At 69.7% G+C, this 19588-nt stretch carries 14 protein-coding genes and 1 pseudogene; 6 read left to right on the top strand and 9 right to left on the bottom strand.

The features are described 5' to 3' along the window. The first annotated feature begins 100 nt into the window (after positions 1 to 100). On the top strand, positions 101 to 673 hold the full coding sequence (locus tag ABZ833_RS20280; protein ID WP_361048505.1) for a hypothetical protein: 573 nt from the start codon (positions 101 to 103) through the stop codon (positions 671 to 673). A gap of 137 nt (positions 674 to 810) precedes the next feature. Beyond that, positions 811 to 2715, top strand: a complete 1905-nt coding sequence (locus ABZ833_RS20275) for a rhamnogalacturonan lyase (RefSeq protein ID WP_361048503.1) — start codon at positions 811 to 813, stop codon at positions 2713 to 2715. Positions 2716 to 2735: 20 nt separating this feature from the next. Here ABZ833_RS20275 and ABZ833_RS20270 read toward each other — a convergent pair whose 3' ends face one another. The 3 genes and pseudogenes from ABZ833_RS20270 to ABZ833_RS20260 form a co-directional block, all read right to left on the bottom strand. Continuing rightward, positions 2736 to 3746, bottom strand: a complete 1011-nt coding sequence (locus ABZ833_RS20270; RefSeq protein WP_361048501.1) for a LacI family DNA-binding transcriptional regulator — start codon at positions 3744 to 3746, stop codon at positions 2736 to 2738. A 128-nt stretch (positions 3747 to 3874) separates the two neighbouring features. Further along, positions 3875 to 6121: a xyloglucanase gene (locus ABZ833_RS20265; protein WP_361048761.1), complete on the bottom strand. Its 2247-nt coding sequence runs from the start codon at positions 6119 to 6121 to the stop codon at positions 3875 to 3877. A gap of 56 nt (positions 6122 to 6177) precedes the next feature. After that, positions 6178 to 8076 (bottom strand): annotated as a pseudogene (locus ABZ833_RS20260) (glycoside hydrolase family 48 protein); the annotation flags it as partial. 405 nt (positions 8077 to 8481) lie between these two features. Between ABZ833_RS20260 and ABZ833_RS20255 the strand changes: the two are divergent. The 4 genes from ABZ833_RS20255 to ABZ833_RS20240 all read left to right on the top strand — a co-directional run bounded on the left by ABZ833_RS20255 (position 8482) and on the right by ABZ833_RS20240 (position 13358). After that, a complete protein-coding gene (locus ABZ833_RS20255; protein ID WP_361048499.1) occupies positions 8482 to 9636 on the top strand; it encodes a cellulase family glycosylhydrolase in 1155 nt (384 codons plus the stop codon). A 75-nt stretch (positions 9637 to 9711) separates the two neighbouring features. Beyond that, the gene (locus ABZ833_RS20250; protein ID WP_361048497.1) at positions 9712 to 11094 is read left to right on the top strand and encodes a glycoside hydrolase family 6 protein; all 1383 of its coding nucleotides are present in this window, start codon (positions 9712 to 9714) and stop codon (positions 11092 to 11094) included. Between the two features lie 115 nt (positions 11095 to 11209). After that, on the top strand, positions 11210 to 12217 hold the full coding sequence (locus ABZ833_RS20245) for an arabinan endo-1,5-alpha-L-arabinosidase (RefSeq protein ID WP_361048495.1): 1008 nt from the start codon (positions 11210 to 11212) through the stop codon (positions 12215 to 12217). Between the two features lie 112 nt (positions 12218 to 12329). Then, positions 12330 to 13358 (top strand): polysaccharide lyase family 1 protein, encoded by a 1029-nt coding sequence (locus ABZ833_RS20240; RefSeq protein WP_361048493.1) that lies wholly within the window; start codon positions 12330 to 12332, stop codon positions 13356 to 13358. 18 nt (positions 13359 to 13376) lie between these two features. On the opposite strand, the gene ABZ833_RS20235 is transcribed toward ABZ833_RS20240, so the two are convergent. The 6 genes from ABZ833_RS20235 to ABZ833_RS20210 all read right to left on the bottom strand — a co-directional run bounded on the left by ABZ833_RS20235 (position 13377) and on the right by ABZ833_RS20210 (position 19386). After that, positions 13377 to 14891 (bottom strand): alpha-N-arabinofuranosidase, encoded by a 1515-nt coding sequence (locus ABZ833_RS20235; RefSeq protein WP_361048491.1) that lies wholly within the window; start codon positions 14889 to 14891, stop codon positions 13377 to 13379. A gap of 116 nt (positions 14892 to 15007) precedes the next feature. Next, positions 15008 to 16042, bottom strand: a complete 1035-nt coding sequence (locus tag ABZ833_RS20230; protein WP_361048489.1) for an amidohydrolase family protein — start codon at positions 16040 to 16042, stop codon at positions 15008 to 15010. Further along, positions 16042 to 16794: an ABC transporter permease gene (locus tag ABZ833_RS20225; protein ID WP_361048487.1), complete on the bottom strand. Its 753-nt coding sequence runs from the start codon at positions 16792 to 16794 to the stop codon at positions 16042 to 16044. Before ABZ833_RS20225 ends, ABZ833_RS20230 begins: the two co-directional genes overlap by 1 nt. Beyond that, a complete protein-coding gene (locus ABZ833_RS20220; protein ID WP_361048485.1) occupies positions 16791 to 17618 on the bottom strand; it encodes an ABC transporter ATP-binding protein in 828 nt (275 codons plus the stop codon). The genes ABZ833_RS20225 and ABZ833_RS20220 overlap by 4 nt, the downstream gene beginning before the upstream one ends. After that, positions 17582 to 18400, bottom strand: coding sequence for an ABC transporter permease (locus tag ABZ833_RS20215; RefSeq protein ID WP_361048483.1), 819 nt, complete (start codon positions 18398 to 18400; stop codon positions 17582 to 17584). The genes ABZ833_RS20220 and ABZ833_RS20215 overlap by 37 nt, the downstream gene beginning before the upstream one ends. Then, positions 18397 to 19386: an ABC transporter substrate-binding protein gene (locus ABZ833_RS20210; RefSeq protein ID WP_361048481.1), complete on the bottom strand. Its 990-nt coding sequence runs from the start codon at positions 19384 to 19386 to the stop codon at positions 18397 to 18399. The genes ABZ833_RS20215 and ABZ833_RS20210 overlap by 4 nt, the downstream gene beginning before the upstream one ends. Positions 19387 to 19588 lie beyond the last annotated feature (202 nt).

Genomic DNA, 19588 nt, shown 5'->3' with positions numbered 1-19588 from the left:
AAGCCCTGCTCTTCCCGATACGGTCGGGCCCCTCGAAACGCTTGGGGGGCTCATGTCGAACAACCAGCCACCGCCGAACCAACCGCCCTTCCCTGGAGCGATGCCACCCGGGCACTCCACCCCGCCCGGTCGGCCGAAATGGGCACGGAAGCGGGTCGCGATCCCGGTCGCGGTCGTCGTTCTGCTCGTAGGTGTCGGCATCGGCTCCGCCGGCAGCGACCAGAAGAAGACGAGTGCCGACGCGAAGCCGCAGCCGACCGTCACCGTGACGAAGACAGCAGCAGCCGCCAAAGACGCCAAGGCGAAGGCGAAGCCCCAGCCGACCAAGACCGTCACCAAGACCCCGAAGCCCAAGGCCCCGGCAAAGCCGGCCGAGGACGAAGCACCCGCCGGGAAGGTCGTGTTCAAGGTCTGGGGGTCCGCCCCCTCGGGCGCCGACATCAACTACAGCAGCGACAGCGACAGCCGCCAGGGCTCAGGCCTGCCGATGACGAAGACGCTGAAGCTGGACACGGAGGCGCTGTACTACCAAGTGTCGGCGCAGCTGACGGGCGGCGGCGACATCAACTGCTCGGCGACCGTGAACGGCGAGACGAAGAAGGGCCACGCGGAGGGCGGCTACAACATCTGCTCCGCACAGCTCAACGGAGGAGTCACCGGGGGCTGGGAGTAGGGAGAGCGGGGACAGCAGCGTGCCTCCGCCCGCGCGCGCCCAAGGCTCCCCGCGAAGAGTGCGCACAAGCGGCAACCTTTCGTGCTGCCCGCGGCGACTGGGTCGAGGCACTGTCCCTCTCCCCGCAGGAGCACCCCATGGCCGAGCGTCCTTACACCGAAAGCCGCCGCCGCAGCGGACGAAGAGGGCGGCGGGCCCGCGGGCGGGTTCTGATCACCGCCGTCGTTGCGGGCTTCCTCGCCGCCGGTGGGCTCATCGCCCTGTCGTCCACCTCCTCCGCGGCTGCCACCACCCGGCAGGCCGAGGCGCTGGACCGGGGTGTTGTCAGCGTGCACACCGACGCCGGGAACCTGGTCAGCTGGCGCTGGCTCGGCACCGATGACGACGACGTCGCCTTCAACGTCTACCGGGGCGGTACGAAGGTCAACTCGTCGCCGGTCACCGGCTCGACGAACTACTTCCACGCGGGCGCCCCGAACAGCGCCGACTACACGGTGCGCGCGGTGGTCGACGGCACCGAGCAGGGCGACTCCGTGCACGCGGTGCAGTTCCGCGCCGGGTACAAGGACGTGCCGATCACGCCGCCCGCCGGGGGCACGACCCCGGACGGCGTGGCGTACACCTACGAGGCCAACGACGCCTCCGTCGGCGATCTCGACGGCGACGGCGCCCTGGACTTCGTACTGAAGTGGCAGCCCACCAACGCCAAGGACAACTCCCAGTCCGGCTACACCGGCGACACGGTCATCGACGGCATCAAGCTGGACGGCACCCGCCTGTGGCGGATCGACCTGGGCAGGAACATCCGCTCGGGCGCGCACTACACGCAGTTCCAGGTGTACGACTACGACGGCGACGGCAGGGCCGAGGTCGCCCTGAAGACAGCGGACGGCACGAAGGACGGCGCGGGCACGGTGATCGGCAGCTCGTCCGCCGACCACCGCAACTCCAGCGGCTACGTCCTGGCCGGGCCCGAGTACCTGACCATGTTCGACGGGCGCTCGGGCGCCGCCCTCGACACGGTCGACTACGTCCCGGCGCGCGGCAACGTCGCGAGTTGGGGCGACAGTTACGGCAACCGCGTGGACCGCTTCCTCGCCGGGACCGCCTACCTCGACGGCAGCAGACCGTCCCTGATCATGGCGCGCGGCTACTACACGCGCTCCGTCATCGCCGCCTGGGACTGGCGGAACGGAGCCTTCACCCGGCGCTGGACCTTCGACACCAACTCCTCGACGAACACCGGCAAGGGCTACGACGGTCAGGGCAACCACAGCCTCTCGGTCGCGGACGTCGACGACGACGGCAAGGACGAGATCGTCTACGGCGCGATGACCGTCGACGACAACGGCAGCGGCCTGTGGACGACCAAGCTCGGGCACGGCGACGCCGGGCACGTCGGCGACCTCGATCCGGCACGCACGGGCCTGGAGTACTTCAAGGTGTCCGAGGACAGCTCCAAGCCGGGCTCCTGGATGGCCGATGCCCGCACGGGACAGCGCCTGTGGACCACGGCGTCCGGCTCCGACAACGGCCGGGGCGTGTCCGCCGACATCTACGCCGGTTCGGCGGGCGCCGAGTCGTGGTCAGCGGCGGACAGCACCCTGCGCTCGCCGTCCGGTGCCTCGGTCGGCCGCGAGCCGTCCAGCGTCAACTTCGTGAACTGGTGGGACGGCGACACCACCCGCGAACTCCTCGACGGCACCCGGATCGACAAGTACGGCACGGGCGGCGAGACCCGCCTCCTGACCGGGGCGTCCGTAGCGTCCAACAACGGCACGAAGGCGACCCCCGCGCTCTCCGGCGACATCCTCGGCGACTGGCGCGAGGAGGTCGTGTGGCGCACCTCCGACAACAAGGCGCTGCGGATCTACTCCACCCCGCACGAGACGAGCACGAAGATCACCACGCTGCTCCACGACATCCAGTACCGCACGGCGCTCGCCTGGCAGAACACGGCCTACAATCAGCCGCCGCATCCGAGCTTCTTCATCGGCTCCGGCATGGCGAAGGCGCCGCGTCCGGTGGTGTCCACTCCCTGAGCCGCCCCGGCGAGCGGACCCTACTTCGCGGGACCGGGCCCCGAGCTCGCCCGCACCGTCAACTCCGGTACGAGCAGCGCCACTTCGTCGGATCCCTGCCCCCGCAGCTTCGCGACGACCCGCTCCACCGCCTGCCGTCCCATCTCCTGTGCGGGGATGGCGACGGAGGTGAGGCGCACCGAGGCCTGGGTGGCGACCTGGTCGGGGCAGATGGCGATGACGGAGACGTCCTCCGGAATGGCACGGCCCTGCCGGCGCAGCAGGCTCAGGAGGGGCTCCACGGCCGACTCGTTCTGCACGACGAACCCCGTGGTGCCGGGGCGTTCGTCGAAGATCCTGGCCAGGGTCGCGGCGAGTGCGTCGTACGTCCCCTCGCAGGGCCGGTGCAGCACCCGCACGCCGAGCTCACGGGCCCGCGCGCGCAGCCCGTCCAGGGTGCGCTCGGCGAACCCGGTGTGCCGTTCGTACACCGCGGGCGCCTCGCCGATCACGGCGATCTCGCGGTGGCCGAGCTCGGAGAGGTGGTCCACGCACTGTGCGCCGGTCGCCACGAAGTCGAGGTCGACGCAGGTCAGGCCCGCGGGGTCGGCGGGCAGGCCGATGAGGACGGCGGGCCGGTCCGTCTCGCGGATCAGCGGAAGCCGCTCGTCGTTCAGCTCCACGTCCATCAGGATCATCGCGTCGGCGAGCGCGCTGCCCTCGATGCGGCGGACCGCCTCGGGGCCCTCTTCGCCGGTCAGGAGCAGCACGTCGTACCCATGGGTGCGTGCGGTGGTGGCGACGGCGATGGCTATCTCCATCATCACCGGCACGTACATGTCGGTGCGCAGCGGCACCATCAGCGCGATGATGTTGGACCTGCTGCTGGCCAGGGCACGGGCGCCGGCGTTCGGGTGGTAGCCGAGCTCCCGGATGGACTGTTCGACGCGGTCCTTGGTGGAGGCGGAGATGGACCGCTTGCCGCTGAGTACGTAGCTCACCGTGCTGGCCGAGACTCCGGCGTGGTGGGCTACCTCGGCAAGGGTGACCATGCGGTTCTCCCAGACAGATCGACAGGTCGTGAGGCGGTGGCGAAGCGCTTCGACTTGGGGCCATCTCGACCCTAGAGGGACACCCATGCGCTGTCCATAGGCGTGTCGAAGCGCTTCGACTGCCCCTGTCAGCCCGGGGAGTTGTCGTCCCCGTAAACAATGCCACGGCCGTTCGTGGACACGTACACCCGCCCGTAGATCCGTGGATCACCGGTGATGGCGGCGCCGGTCCAGCCCCACTGGTGGGCGTCGTCGTTGACGCGCAGCCAGCTCTCGCCGGCGTCGGTGGAGCGGAAGATGCCGCGCACCCCGTCGATCTTCGCGCTGGTGTAGAGCGTCTGGTGCTCCGAGCCCGGCGCGGCCTTGCCGAAGCCGATCGTGTCGGCCTCCTCGACGCCCTGGACGCGGGTGAAGGTCGCGCCGGAGTCCGTCGAGTGCCACAGGCCGTACGTCCCGCCGGCCTTTCCGCCCGCGAGCCAGATGTCTCCCGCCTCTCCCGGCATCGCCTTGAAGCGCACCGCTCCCTCGGCCGGCAGACCGGTGGACGCCTTGGCCGTGAAGCTCGCCCCGCCGTCCGTACTGACGTAGAACGTCCCGGACTTGAAGCCGTAGAACGTCTTCGGGTCGGCCCGGTCGGACTCGACGACCGCGCCCTGCGGGATGCCGGAGGACGCCGTCCACGACGCGCCCCGGTCACCGCTGGTGTGCACGCCCGTGCCGTCCGGGCTCCACACGAAACGGCTGCCGTCGGCGGACGCGGCGACCGTGCCGCCGCCGGAGACTCCCGAAGGCTCCTTGCCCGCCGACCAGTTGGCGCCGTTGTCGCCGGAGAAGGCGATGCGCGGACCGCTGTCGAGCTGACCGACGCGCACGACCGTGTCCGGGTCGGACTCGGCGTGGTCGATGCTGGTCGTGGTGGTGAAGTTCGGCTCGGTGTACATCAGGGGCGGCACTTTGGTGACATCCGTGTGCCGGAAGCCCCCGATGTCGCCGAGCGCGCTGAGCAGCGGCGCCCCGGAGGCCGGCGCCGCGAGGTCGTTGACGGCGGTCTCCTCCAGGCCCTCCACCATCGGGGTGATGGTGAACTTGCCCCCGCTGTCCCACTGTTGGAGGTTCCTGGTGCCGTAGACGGTGGCCCCGGTGCCATACATCATGCGGTCGGAGTCGAAGGGGTCGATCTCCAGGGCCTCGGTCATCCAGCCCAGTTTGGGGCTCTGTTCGGGTGGCGCGGGGTGCGCGCCCCATGACAGCCACGGCACGGACGAGACGTCCATGGTGTAGCGGTTGGTGCGCTCGGGATAGGCGGCGTAGCTCCAGGCGCCGGTCCAGCTTCCGCCGCTGTCGGTGGAGCGGAAGATCTGGGTGTCGGGGAACCACGAGCTGTAGCCGGTGACCATGACGGTGCCCGGACGCTGCCGGTCGACGGTCAGTCCGCTGTAGCCGTAGTAGGTGTCGGCGTCGGTGGCGGGGCTGATGTTCTTCCACTCGCCGGTGCGCGTCGCGTACCGCCACACCTGGCCCTTGCCGCCGTCGTAGGGGCCGCCCTTGTCGCTGTAGGCGAGGTAGAGGTAGCCGTTCTCCGCGTCGAGCACGCCCTTGTGGGCGAGGTGTCCGGTGGGCTGGTCCGCGAGGCGGGTCCAGGTGGCGCCCGCGTCGGTCGAGCGGTAGACGGCGTTCTCCTTGTCGGCGACGCCCACGTAGACGGTCCTGGTGGGCGATCCCGACGTGCCCGTCGACTCGTCGAAGGTGACCCAGGCGATGCCCTGGTTGTCGGAGGCGTAGCCGGTGGAGTCCCCCGGATCCTGCCGGTAGTTGCCGGGGTTGGGGAACGCGGTCACCTCCGACCAGGTCGCGCCGGAGTCGGTGGAGCGCCACAGGCCGTGGCCGCTGGGCGCCCCGAGGTACAGCACGCGGTTGTCGTGCGGGTCGACGGCGAGGCGCTCGCCCATGCCGCGGCCCGGCATGTTCCCGCCGAGCTTGAACGGCAGGTCGGCCTTCTTCCAGGTCTCGCCCCGGTCGGCGGAGCGCATGACGGCGCCCTTGCCGGGGTCCCAGTCGTTCGTGTACGTGCCCACCGCCGCGTACACCTTGTCCGGTTCGACGGTGTCGGACGCGATGCTCACGACGCCGGTGTGGCCCCAGTCGTCCCAGCCCACCGAGTCGAGCAGCGGGGTCCAGGTCCGGGACGACTCCTGCCAGCGGTAGGCGCCGCCGATGTCGGTACGGGCGTACGCGAGGTTCTTCTCGGCCCGGTTGAAGACGATGCCGGGGACGAAGCCGCCGCCGTCCACGCGGACGTTCTTCCAGGTGTACGCGGCCGCCGCCGTCTCCTCGGCGTCGTCGGCCCCCGAGGACGGGGCGGCCACGAGCAGCATCCCCGGGATCAGACAGAGGGCGCCGAGCAGCTTGCCGCCGCGCTTCGTACGGCCGGTCACTGCGACCCCGGCCCCGGTTCGAGGAGCTCCGCGTACGCGCCCATGGCCAGCGCGATGTCGGCCTGCGCCCAGAAGCGGTGGTAGGTGAACTGCGGCGCCGCTCCCCCGGCGAGGTAGGCCTCGACCTTCGGCCAGTCGGGGTCGTCGCGGTAGAAGGAGCGGATGGAGGCGAAGTCGGACCCGGAGTCGATGGTGTCGCCATTGGGCATGGCGCCGGTCCAGCCGTTCGGGACGTACACCGCGCCGTCGAAGCGGTTGTAGTCGGCGCGGGTCTCGGGCACGGCGATGCCCAGCGGGTCCTGGTGGTGCTGCCACATGCCGTCCAGGAGCGCCTTGGCCGTGGTGGCGGCCGCGGTGTGGCCGGTGGCGGCGGCGTAGTACGTGAGGGTCTTGGCGTAGGCGGCGGCCACGCCCACGTCGTCGGTGCGGTCGACGACGGAGACATGAAGTCCCGTGTTGGCCCCGGGATTTGCCGGGGTCCAGGTGTCGGGCTGCCCGGACCACTTCAGGGTCGAGGGGAAGGTGTACGTGCCGTCGGCGGCGATCTTCGTCTCGGACAGCGCCCACGCCACCCACTTGTCCATGACCGTCTTGGCCGCGGGGTCGTCGGTCTCGTGGAGGTACTCGGCGACCCGCTCCATCGACCAGGCCTGGAAGCCGAACCACTGGTTGGACGGCGGGTCGTGGTAGACGGGCTTCTCGTCGTAGGCCATGCCGTAGAAGGTGGGGGTGCCGGCCGGGGGCTCGGCGTAGCTGCCCTGCCAGCTGTTGGTGGCGCCGCCCGCGATGGCGCCCTCGGCGGACTGGAGCCAGCGGTAGAACTCGATCTGCCGGGTCAGGCTCTTGGTCCAGTCGGCCTTGCCCGATGCCGACTTGGGGGCGAGCGGGGCGTAGGCGCTGAGGGCGAAGGCGGCCAGGGGGTTCTGGTATCCGCCGTGGCTGTGGCTCGATCCGATGCGCCAGGCCCAGCCCGCCGAGGTGTCGGTGGCGCCGCCCCAGGCGTAGTACCAGGACAGCAGGTAGTGCGAGCTGTTCTTGCCGCTGCCCGGCGCGCAGCCGGACGGATCGGTGCAGTCGCCGATGGTCTTGAAGTACTTGTCGAAGAGGGCGTAGCGCAGATAGTCGCCCATCTTGGCCGCCTTGGCGACCGTGGCCGCGACCTCGGACTCCTTGCCCTGGGCCGAGGCCCAGACGTGGGCCCAGTAGGCGGCCTGCACGGCGCGGGCGTCGGCGTCGGGGGCGTTGGTGTACTTCCACTGCTTGGCGTAGGAGGCGTCGCCGGTGAAGAGGTCGAGGTAGCCGTTCTTGCCGCCGTGCTCGAACTCGTCGCGGGTGGGGTGCGGGACGGTCTCCCAGACCGACTCCTGGGGGCCGCGCTGGAAGGTGTTGATGTAGACGGGACCCGCGGCGTCGCCGCCGTAGCCGTAGACGTTGTCGACGTCCTGCAGCCAGTGCATGCCGTAGATGTCGTCGGTGCCGTACGCGCTCTTCAGCTCGGCGGCGATCGGGTCGGCGCCGGCCTGGATCGCGGGGTCGAGCCGGGCCGGGTACTGCGCGGGCTGGTCGTGCTCGGGGGCGTAGGTGGCCGGTTTCGCCGCATTGTAGAAACTGTTCGTCGGCTGGTCGGCATGGGTCGGGATCATGAATTTCTCCATGGTTTCCCAGGCCGCGTTGAATCGCGTCCAGTCACCGCTGACCTTGCCGTACATGGCTTGCAGCCAGAGCAGATAGCTGTATGCCTCGGATGTCGTCTCGTGCCCGTGGTCGGGGGCTTCGACAATGAGGGTTTCGACGGAGTGGTACGGAATACCGTCCGGCGAGAAATAGCCGTTCGCGGAATCGGTGATCTTCGCGTAGAGGTCGAGGAAGCGCTGCTCGTACTCGGTGGCCGCGGCCGCTGCGTAGGCGCTGTGACCTGCGGGGTTGAGTGCCACGATGACGGGGGCCAGCGCGGCTCCGGCGCCCAGGGCGAGCAGGTTTCGGCGGCTGATTTCCGGTCTGGAGGGGCCGGGGCGGGGGGAACGGGGGAATGCGGACATGCGGGGGTGTCTCCTGAAGGATCGATGGGGGGGGCGCGCTCCGCTTGGGGAGCGGGGGAACCAGTGGGAGCGCTCCCAAAATTCAGCCGGACGGGCCCGATGTCAAGAGCTCGCACACGAAAGGGAGTTGTCGAATGAATTCGACAGCGGCGATCCGGGAAATCTGAGAAACCCGCCAACCTTTCTGTTCTCGGCGGCGACTTCCTGCTAGCTTCCACGGCACCAGTGGGAGCGATTCCGGTTCGATCCGAGGAGTCGCTCATGCCCCGCCCCCCGCATCTGCTCCGTCCCCCGCGTCTGCTCCGCACCGTTGCCGTGCTTGCGGGCGCCGTCCTCATCGCCGCCGGACTCGCGATGCCCTCCGCCCTGCCGACGGCGGGCGCTGCGCAGGCCGCGGCGGCAGCACCCCCCGTGCTGCACGCCGAGGGCAACCGGCTCGTCGACGCCGACGGCGCCGCGCACCGGCTGCTCGGAGTCAACCGCTCCGGCGGCGAGTTCGCATGTGTCCAGGGCTACGGCATCTTCGACGGCCCCGTCGACGACGCCTCCGTGAAGGCCATCGCGGACTGGAAGGCCAACACCGTACGCATCCCGCTCAACGAGGAGTGCTGGCTGGGAACCGACAACATCGACCCGCGCTACGCGGGCGCCAACTACACATCCGCCATCGAGGAGCTGGTCCGGCGCGTCCAGGACCACGGCATGACCCCGATCGTCGAACTGCACTGGTCCCACGGCCAGTACACCGGCAACTCGGCCGGCTGCCCGGACGTGCACGCCAGCTGCCAGAAGCCGATGCCGAACGCGCGGTACACCCCGGCGTTCTGGACCTCGGTCGCCGACACCTTCAAGGACGATCCGGCGGTCGTCCTCGACCTGTTCAACGAGCCCTATCCGGACCGCGCGACGCCCACCACCGAGCAGGCCTGGGACTGCTGGCGGGACGGCGGCACCTGCCCCGGCATCGGCTACGAGGTCGCCGGCATGCAGGACCTGCTCGACGCGGTGCGCGACACGGGCGCGAAGAATCTCGTGCTCGCGGCCGGCATCGCGTACTCGAACGATCTCAGCGGCTGGCTGGAGCACGCGCCCACGGACCCGGCGGGCAATCTCGCCGCGGCCTGGCACGTCTACAACTTCAACACCTGCTCCACCACCAGTTGCTGGGATGCCCAGCTCGCGCCGGTCGCCGCCGAAGTCCCGCTCGTGGCGGGCGAGATCGGTGAGAACACCTGCTCCCACGGCTTCATCGACTCCGTCATGAAGTGGCTCGACGCGCACCAGGCCTCGTATCTCGGCTGGACCTGGAACACCTGGGACTGCTCGTCGGGGCCTGCCCTGATCAGCTCCTACGACGGCACGCCCACGGCGTTCGGCGCCGGGCTCCGCGACCATCTGGCCGCGCTCGACAGCTGACCCATCCGTCCGACCCATCCGATCCCCCCGATCCGTCCCACCCATCCGATCCGTCCGAAGGGAATCACCCCCACCATGAGCCGCACGCACACCAGGCACCGCAGATCCCGCACCCTCTTCCTGGCCGCACTCGCCACCGTCCTCGCCACGACCGGAGGCACCGCGCTCGCCGTGGGCGACAGCGCGGGCAGCACGTCCGCCTCCGCGGCAGCGGCGGCGCGCGTCGACAACCCGTACGCGGGCGCCAAGCCTTACGTGAACCCGGAGTGGTCGGCGAAGGCCGCCGCCGAGCCGGGCGGCGACGCCATCGCGAACCAGCCCACCGGCGTCTGGCTCGACCGGATCGCCGCGATCGAGGGCGCGGGGGACTCGATGGGCCTGCGCGACCACCTCGACGAGGCGCTCCAACAGGGCGCGGGCGTGATCCAGTTGGTCATCTACAACCTGCCGGGCCGGGACTGTGCCGCGCTCGCGTCGAACGGCGAGCTCGGCCCCACCGAGATCGGCAAGTACCAGACCGACTACATCGACCCGATCGCCGCGATCCTCGCCGACACCAAGTACGCGAACCTGCGCATCGTCACGACCGTCGAGATCGACTCGCTGCCCAACCTGGTCACCAACACCGGCGGGCGCCCCACCGCGACGCCCCAGTGTGACGTGATGAAGGCCAACGGCAACTACGTGAAGGGCGTCGGCTACGCCCTGCGCAAGCTCGGCGCCGTCCCGAACGTCTACAACTACGTGGACGCGGGCCACCACGGCTGGATCGGCTGGGACGACAACTTCGCCGCGTCCGCCCAGGTCATGCACCAGGCGGCGACCGCCGACGGCGGCAGCGTCGACAACGTTCACGGCTTCATCACCAACACGGCCAACTACAGCGCCCTGAAGGAGAGCAACTTCAAGATCGGCGACACCGTCAACGGCCGGTCGGTCCGCGAGTCCACATGGGTCGACTGGAACCGCTCCGTCGACGAGCTCTCCTTCGCCCAGTCGTTCCGCAGCCAGCTCGTCTCCACCGGCTTCAGATCCGACATCGGCATGCTGATCGACACCTCCCGCAACGGCTGGGGCGGCGCGGACCGGCCTGCGGGCCCCGGCCCCACCACGGACGTCAACACCTACGTGGAGGGCGGTCGCAACGACCGGCGCATCCACATAGGCAACTGGTGCAACCAGTCGGGCGCGGGCCTCGGTGAACGGCCGACGACGGCCCCGGAGACGGGCATCGACGCCTATGTGTGGATCAAGCCGCCGGGTGAGTCCGACGGGTCGAGCAAGGAGATCCCGAACGACGAGGGCAAGGGCTTCGACCGCATGTGTGACCCGACGTACGAGGGCAATCCCCGCAACGGCTTCAACCCCTCCGGCGCGCTCCCGGACGCGCCGATCTCGGGGAAGTGGTTCTCGGCCCAGTTCCAGGAGCTCCTGAAGAACGCGTATCCGGCGCTGTAACAGGCGCTCGGGCGGCAACCTCGCGGGGGCGGGCGGCGACAACCACTTGTCGTACCGCCCCCGCGTAACTCCCGTGAGGTCAGGCGGAGTTGCGCCTCACCGCTTGGAGACCGGAGTGAGCCGCACGCCCAGCCGCACCCCCAGCCGCACCCCCACCGCCTTCCGGCGCAGAGCCCTCGTCGCCCTGCCCGCCGCCGCCCTGCTCGCCCTCATCCCGAGCAGCGCCACCGCCTACCCCAACCCCGGCCAGGTCACCGGCGACACCGTCGTGCACGACCCGACCCTGGCCCGCACGTCGTCGGGCAAGTACCTGCTCTACTCGACCGGCGACGGCCTGCAACTGCGCACCTCCACCGACCGGATCGCCTTCGGCCGCAGCGGCTCCGCCTTCCCCACGCGGCCGAGCTGGTGGAACAACTACAACTCCACCGGGGACGTCTGGGCCCCCGACATCTCGTACCACGGCGGCAAGTACCTGATGTACTACTCCGTCTCGTCGTTCGGCTCGAACAAGTCGGCCATCGGCCTCGCGGCCTCCACGACCGGTGAACCCGGCTCCTGGACCGACTACGGCGCGGTGTACACCTCGACCACGTCCAGCGACTACAACGCCATCGACCCGAACCTCTTCGTCGACGACGACGGCAAGTGGTGGCTGTCCTTCGGCTCCTGGTGGACCGGGATCAAGATGATCAGGGTCGACCCCTCGACGGGCAAGCAGTACGCGGGCGACACCGCCCGGCGTTCGCTCGCCTCACGGCCCACCGGCACCAAAGCCGTCGAAGCGCCCTACATCGTCAAGCGGAACGGCTACTACTACCTCTTCGCCTCGTACGACACCTGCTGTGCGGGCACCAGCTCCACGTACAAGATCAAGGTGGGCCGTTCCTCCAGCGTCACCGGGCCGTACGTCGACAAGAACGGCGTCGGCATGATGAACAACGGAGGCTCGGCGGTCCAGGAGAGCCACGGCCGCTACATCGGCCCCGGCGGCCAGTCGGTCATGAAGGACTCCGACGGCGACCTGCTCGTCTACCACTACTACGACGGCCAGGACAACGGCACCCCGAAGCTCGGCGTCAACCTCCTGAACTGGAGCTCCGGATGGCCCGTTGCCCACTGACCCTGCTCGCGGCCCTGAAACAGAGGCGGGCGGGCGGCAACGTCCGCCGCACCGGTGGAGACAGACAAGGGGGCGGGATCGACCCACCCACCGAATGACCGGAGGACAACTCATGCACGGAGCGCGCAGGACGAGCGCGAGGGCCGCACGGATCGGCGTGGCCGCGGTGGCCGGCGCCGCGATCGTCGGGGCGGTCGCCTGGAGCGGGAACGCCGCCGAGACCTCCGGGTCCGACGAGGACGCCATCGCGACACCCAGGGCGGCGCCGGCGGCGGCGGGCGTGCCGGTCGGCTTCGGTGCGGGCACCACGGGTGGTGGCAGCGCCACCGCCACCACGGTGAAGTCGCTCACGGCCTTCAAGGCCGCGGTCGACGGTGACAGCGCCAAGGTGGTGAAGGTGGACGGTCTGATCTCGCTGTCCGGTCAGGTCGACATCGGCTCCAACACCACGGTGCTCGGCGTCGGTTCGGCCTCCGGGTTCACCGGCGGCGGCCTTCGCATCAAGGAGGCCACCAACGTCGTCGTGCAGAACCTCAACATCAGCAAGCCGCTCGCGCCCGCCGACGGCATCACGGTCCAGGAGTCCACGAAGGTGTGGATCGACCACAACTCCTTCTCCGCGGACCGCGAGCACGACAAGGACCACTACGACGGGCTGCTCGACATCACGCACGCGTCCGACGACGTCACCGTCTCCTGGAACACCTTCAAGGACCACTTCAAGGGCTCCCTCGTCGGGCACAGCGACAACAACGGCGACGAGGACACCGGCCACCTGAAGGTGACCTACCACCACAACCACTTCAGCAACGTGTACTCGCGCATCCCGAGCCTGCGCTTCGGCACCGGGCACTTCTACGACAACTACGTCCAGGGTGCCGACACCGGGGCACACTCCCGGATGGGCGCGCGGATGCTGGTCGAGAACAACGTCTTCCGTGACACGAAGGTCGCCATCACGACCAGCCGCAGCAGTGACGAGGACGGCTACGCGGTCGCGCGCGGAAACGACCTCGGGGGCGCCGCCACCGAGATCTCCCAGGAGGGCGACTTCACCAAGCCGCCGTACGCCTACACGGCCGAGCCCGCCTCGTCCGTCGTCGGCACGGTGACGGAAGGGGCGGGCGCGGGCAAGCTCTGAGTCACTGGGAACAGGGGCTCAGCCCAGCCGGATCACGTTCCATGACAGCGGCTCCAGGACGGCGCTCAACATGCCGTCCTGGAGTGCTGTCCCGGTGACGCCGTGCGGGGTGACGCGCTCGGGCTCCGCGAGGGTGTTGCGGGCGTCCGGGTCCGCGTCGGCGAGGGCGCTGTGCTCGACGACGGTCGTCAACTCAAGGCCGTGGAGCGCGACTTCGAGCGGCATGGGTTCGCTCTGGCTGCGGTTGACGGCGAAGACGGTGACGGATCCGTCGTCGGCGCGGACGGCCGTCGCGTGCAGCAGGGGCACCTCTCCGAACTTCCGCGTCTCGTGCGCGGGCGATTCCACGCGTACGTCGAGGACCTGGCCGCGGCCGTGCCGGGAGGCCTGCGCGAAGGGGAAGAAGGTGGTCTGCCGCCAGGCGGGGCCGCCCGGCTCGGTCAGGATCGGCGCGATGACGTTGACCAGCTGGGCCAGGCACGCGACGGCCACCCGGTCGGCGTGCCGCAGCAGGGCGATCAGGAGTGAGCCGACGACGACCGCGTCGGTGACGGTGTAGTTGTCCTCCAGGAGCCGCGGCGCCTCGGGCCAGTCGCGCAGGCTCTCCTCGATCTCGGGGTGCGGCCGGGACTGGTACCAGACGTTCCACTCGTCGAAGGACAGGTTGATCTTCTTCTTGGACTTGAGGCGGGCGCCCACGTGGTCGCAGGTGGCGACGACGTTCTCGATGAAGGACTCCATGTCGACGGCGGAGGCCAGGAACGAGTCCCGGTCGCCGTCGGTCTCCTCGTAGTAGGCGTGCAGGGAGATCTGGTCGACGAGGTCGTATGTCTCGGCCAGGACCGTGGCCTCCCATTCGGCGAAGGTCGCCATGGACTGGCCGGAGCTGCCGCAGGCGACCAGCTCGACGTCCGGGTCGATCTGGCGCATCGCGCGGGCGGTCTCGGCGGCCAGGCGCCCGTATTCCTCGGCGGTCTTGTGGCCGGTCTGCCACGGACCGTCCATCTCGTTGCCCAGGCACCACATGCGGATGCCGAAGGGGTTCTTGTCGCCGTGCGCGGCACGCAGGTCCGAAAGCGCGGTGCCGGCGGGGTGGTTGGCGTACTCCTGGAGTTCCAGGGCCTCTTCGACGCCGCGCGTGCCGAGGTTCAGGGCCATCATCGGCTCGGCCTGCGGGCCGATCTTGCGCAGGAACGCGATGTACTCGGAGAGCCCGAAGCGGTTGGTCTCCGTGGAGTGCCAGGCCAGGTCGAGACGGCGCGGCCGCTCGTCGACGGGCCCGACGGAGTCCTCCCACTTGTACCCCGAGACGAAGTTCCCGCCGGGGTAGCGCACGGCCGTCACGCCGAGTTCGCGGATGAGGTCGAGCACGTCGGTGCGCAGCCCCGCCTCGTCGGCCGAGGGGTGGCCCGGTTCGTGGATGCCGGTGTAGACGCAGCGACCGAGGTGCTCGACGAAGGAGCCGAAGAGCCGGGGGTCGACGTCGCCGACGGCGAAGGCGGGATCGAGCGTGAAGCGGGCGGAACGGGTCATGATCCCCTCAACTTGGTTCGATATACCGGACGTTGAACGAATTCCCGGACAGACCGTAAGGCGGGCGCCGCCGCGGGTCAATGGGTTCAGTGGCCGCGGCGGCTCTTGATGTGCCGTCACACCCCTTCGTCAGGGAGCCGCATCAGGCGCAGGATGTTGCGGTGGTAGATCTGGTCGCGTGCCGTTTCCGTGAGGTCCAGTGCCTCGATGACGCGGATCGTCTCGCGGACGTAGAGGGGGCCTCCCTCGGGGTCGAAGGGGCAGTCGGTGCCGAACAGGACGTGCTCGGTGCCGAAGAAGTCCAGGCCACACCGGGTGCCGATGGCGGAGCCCGACAACGCCGTGTCGGCATAGAACCGGCGGAAGTAGTCCAGCGGCCGCTTGGGCAACCGCTCGCGGCAGAGCCGTTCGTATTCCTCCCCGGCCGTGCGGCTGCCGAGCTGGTCGCTCCATCCCAGGCCGATCCTGCCTTCCAGGTAGGGGATCATCGCTCCCAGATGGTGCGTGATGATCTTGATGTCCGGGTGCCGCTCGATGAGGCCGGAGAAGACGAGCCGGGCCATGGCCACGCTGGTCTCGTAGGGCCAGCCGAGAGCCCACCAGATCTCGTACGCGGAGGTGTCCTCGGTGGCGTAGTCCGCGAAGGCGGCGCTGCGGGTCGGATGCATCCAGACCGGCAGGTCTCGCGCCGCCATCTCGGCGAACACGGCCCGGAAGGCCGGGTCGTCCAGCGGCCTGCCGTTGACGTTGGTGAAGACCTGCACGCCGCGCGCCCCCAAGTCGTCGATGGCGAAGGCGAGTTCGACGAGCGCGGCATCGGGGTCGTTCATCGGCAGGGCGGCCACGAATGCCGGGAACCTGTCGGGGTGACGCGCGCACAGCTCCTGCATCGACGTGTTGGCGAGCCGCGCGAGGGCCGGGGACCGTGACGGTCCCGCGAGCAGTTCGACCGGCGGCGACGACAGGGTGAGCACCTGCTGGTAGCCGTCGCCGAACTCGTCCATCATCCGCAGCCGCGCGTCGAGATCGTGCAGCGCGGACAGGTCGAACCACCGCTTGAGGGCACCCCTGTCGACAGCGAGCTCGCGCATGCGCGCGAAGTACGGTGCGGGCAGGATGTGGCTGTACGCGTCCAGCTTGCGGGCGGTCATCAATATCCCCTCGACGTCTTCGGAACCCAGCGGGTGACCCTGCGGTCGACGGCCTGGACCAGTGCGGTGGCCGTGAGCGCGACCGCGATCACGACCAGGAGCACGGCGAGGACGCCCGCGCTGTCGAAACGCCCGCCCGCCTCGGTGACGACGTGCCCCAGACCGACGACGGCGATGAACATCTCGCCGTTGATCATCCCGGTGACGGCACGGCCGACACCGAGCCGCACCCCGGCCAGGATCAGGGGAGCGGCGGCCGGCAGCACGACGCGCAGCAGCACCTGGCCTTCGCCCGCGCCGTAGGAGCGCGCCATCTCCACCAGCTGCGCGGGGGCGGACTGCACGGCCGACGCCGTGTTCACGATGATGACGAACATCGCGTACATGACCACCACCGCGACGATCGAGGCGCGGCCCGCGCCGAGGAGGGCGAAGAAGACCGGCGCGAAGACCAGCGACGGGGCCGTGAGCAGCGCGTACACATACACGCCGAGCGCCGCCTCGACCTTTCGTGAGCGGCCCATGGCCATGCCGATGCCGAGCCCCGCGACGAGCGAAACGGCGAACCCCAGGGCCAGGTTGACCAGACTGTCGCGCAGACTTGCGTAGATCAGTCCGTCCGCCGCAAGCTCACGCAGCCGGGCAAGGACCGTGCTCAGCGGCGGGAAGAACGAGGCATCCGCGAGGCGCCCGGTCAGCTCCCAGGCCGCGGCGCCGACAGCGAGGCTGATCGGTGCGGCCGGCGCTTTCACCGGACCGCCTTCGACGGGCGGTGCTCCGTGTGCATGTCGCGGAGCCGGTCCCAGAGGTACGCCGTGATCTCGGTGTACCTGCCCGACCGTTCCAGGGAGCCGACGTCACCGGAGCGCGGCCGGGGCAGATCCACGGGCACGATGTCCGCGATCCGCCCTGGCCGGGCGCTCATCAGGACGACGCGGTCTCCGAGGAGCACGGCCTCCGCCATGCTGTGGGTGATGAACACGACGGTCAGCCGGTGTTCCTCCCAGAGCGACAGGAGCTCCTCCTGCAGCAGGCGCCGGGTCTGCTCGTCCACCGCTCCGAACGGCTCGTCCATGAGCAGTACTTGGGGCTCCACCGCCAAGGCCCGTGCGATGCCCACGCGTTGCTGCATGCCGCCGGACAACTCTCCGGGCAGCTTGCTCTCGAACCCCGCGAGGCCCACCGTACCGATCAACGAGTGGGCGCGTTCCTCGCGTTCGGCCCGGCCGACACCGCGCATCCGCAGACCGAAGGCGACGTTGTCGAGGACGGTCGCCCAGGGCAGCAGCGCGAAGTTCTGGAAGACCACGCTGCGGTCGGGGCCGGGGCCGCGCACCGGCGCGCCGTCGATGCGGATGTCGCCGGCGTCCCAGGGCGTAAGACCGGCGACGGCCTTCAGCAGGGTGGTCTTGCCGCAGCCGCTGGGGCCGAGCACGGTCAGGAACTCATTGGCGGCCACCTCCAGGTCAACGCCCCCCAGCGCTTGGACGGTGGTGCCGTCCTGTCCGACGAAGCTCTTGCCCAGTCCTCGGATCGAGATCATCGAGCGCCTCCGGCCGTCTGTGTCCGTGCCCATCGGGTCAGCTTGCGTTCGCCCCACCGGGCGAGAGAGATCAGGAGCAGCGCCTCCGCCAGGATGATCACGACGGTGCCGTAGAGCTGCGGCGCCTGGAGCAGGCCGCGGTATCTCAGGATCAGCCCGCCCAACCCGTCGGAGACCATGAGCAGTTCGACGATGACCATGCCGGTGACCGCGCGGCCGATGCCGAGCCGGGCGCCGGTCATGATCGCGGGAAGGGCGCCCGGCAGCAGGATCCGGGTCCAGATCCGTCCCTCTCCGGCCCCGAAGGAGCGGGCCATCTCGATCAGCGAGGGGTCCACCTGCCGCACGCCGGCCCGGCAGTTCACGACCACCATCACGACCGAGAAGACCGTGACCAGAAGGACCCGCGAGGCCAGACCCACACCCACCGACATCACGAGCAAGGGAATGATCGCGGCCATCGGCGTGACGAGGAGGATGTTGAGGTAGACGTCCGTGTACCGCTCGAGCAGCCGGAACCGGCCGAGGACGATGCCCGCGGGGACACCGACGACGAGGGCGAGGCCGAAGCCGAGCACGAGCGCCTGGTTGCTGACGTACAGGGCACGCCACAGCTCCGCGTCGGCGAGAAGCCAGGACGTGGCCCGGACCGTCTCGGCGAAGCCCGGAAGGAGCAGGCCGCCCCGCTGGCGGGCGTAGAGCTCCCAGGCCGCGGCGAAGAGCGCGAACGTGAGGAGCCGGTAGGGCCAGTTGGCGTCCAGGATCCTCCGGCGTGCCGCACCGGCCGTCACGGCCCCGCCCCGATGAACCGTCATGACGCCCCCTCGATGAAGCTGAGGTCGGCCGCGTCCCGCGTGGTCATCCCCCGTTCGATCACGCCGGCGCGGGCGAAGAAGTCGATGGTGCCCTGGACGTTGCGCCGCGTCAGGGCCGCCGCGTCGAAGAGCTTCGCGTCGCGGTAGCGCCGTGCGGTCGTGGCCACGTCCTCCTGGTCCTCCTCCGGCAGGTACTTCTGCACCAGGGCCACCAGGTGCCGCGGATCGGCGTTGATCCTGCCGTGCTCCTGCACCAGGGCGGTGACGAACTCCTGGGCCACCTCGCCGTGTCGGGTCAGGAACGCGGCGTTCGCGTACACGGTCTGCGGATGCAGGTCCGGCAGCGTCTCGGCGAAGTCGACGACCTTGGTGAGCCCGGAGGTGCCCGACGACTCCAGGGCGACCGCGTCGGAGATCTCCAGCGGCGTCGCGTCGATCTCCCCCGAGGCGAGGGCCTGTGCGCGCACGTCCGAGCCACCGATCGTCAGGTAGTCGGGACGCTTGCCCGCACCGCACTCGCCGGCCACCCAGTCCTTGGCGATGGCGGTCGCCACCGCGCCCTCGCTGAAGATCCCGAACGGGCGTCCGTTCAGGTCGTCGCAGGACGAGACGGCGGACCTGCCGTACAGCGCCCACTGGTTGCCGACGACATCGGCGATGATCTTGATGGGGGCGTCCTGTTCGATGGCGCTCAGCGCCGGGCCCGTCGCCTCGGCGGAGATCGCGTAGTCGCCCTTGGCCAGCCCCTCGACGGCCAGTTCCGGTTCTGCCAGTTCCACGACATCGACCTCGTGGCCCTGGTCGCGCAGGGTGTCGACGGCCGCCAGGAGCGGCACGGTCGTGAGGTCCGGTTCGATGAGCGCCACGGTGAACGAGAGCTTCCCGTCCGCGCGGACATGGGTGCCCGGACCGCCACAGGCGGTCGCGGCGACGACGGACAGGAGCGCGACAGCGGCGAGCCGTTTCGCGCGGGTCCAGACGTGCATGATCTCCCCCTTCGTTCTCCTCCACTTGCTTCGGTGCTTGCTTCGGTCGCCTGCTCGTACTCGTACGTTCTCCAAGGTCATCGCCTAGGAAAACGTCTTCCTTTCTCGGATGGTAGCGAGCCGGCACGGGCAACCGTCAAGAGGTCAACTCAGGTCATCGAGCTGGGCGTTGCACGCCACCATTGCGAACCATCAGCGTCCT

The organism is Streptomyces sp. NPDC047525 (genome assembly GCF_040643025.1).
Lineage (GTDB): Bacteria > Actinomycetota > Actinomycetes > Streptomycetales > Streptomycetaceae > Streptomyces > Streptomyces durmitorensis.
The sequence above is the reverse complement of the archived record's forward strand: the minus strand, read 5'-3'. Positions and strand labels throughout refer to the sequence as shown.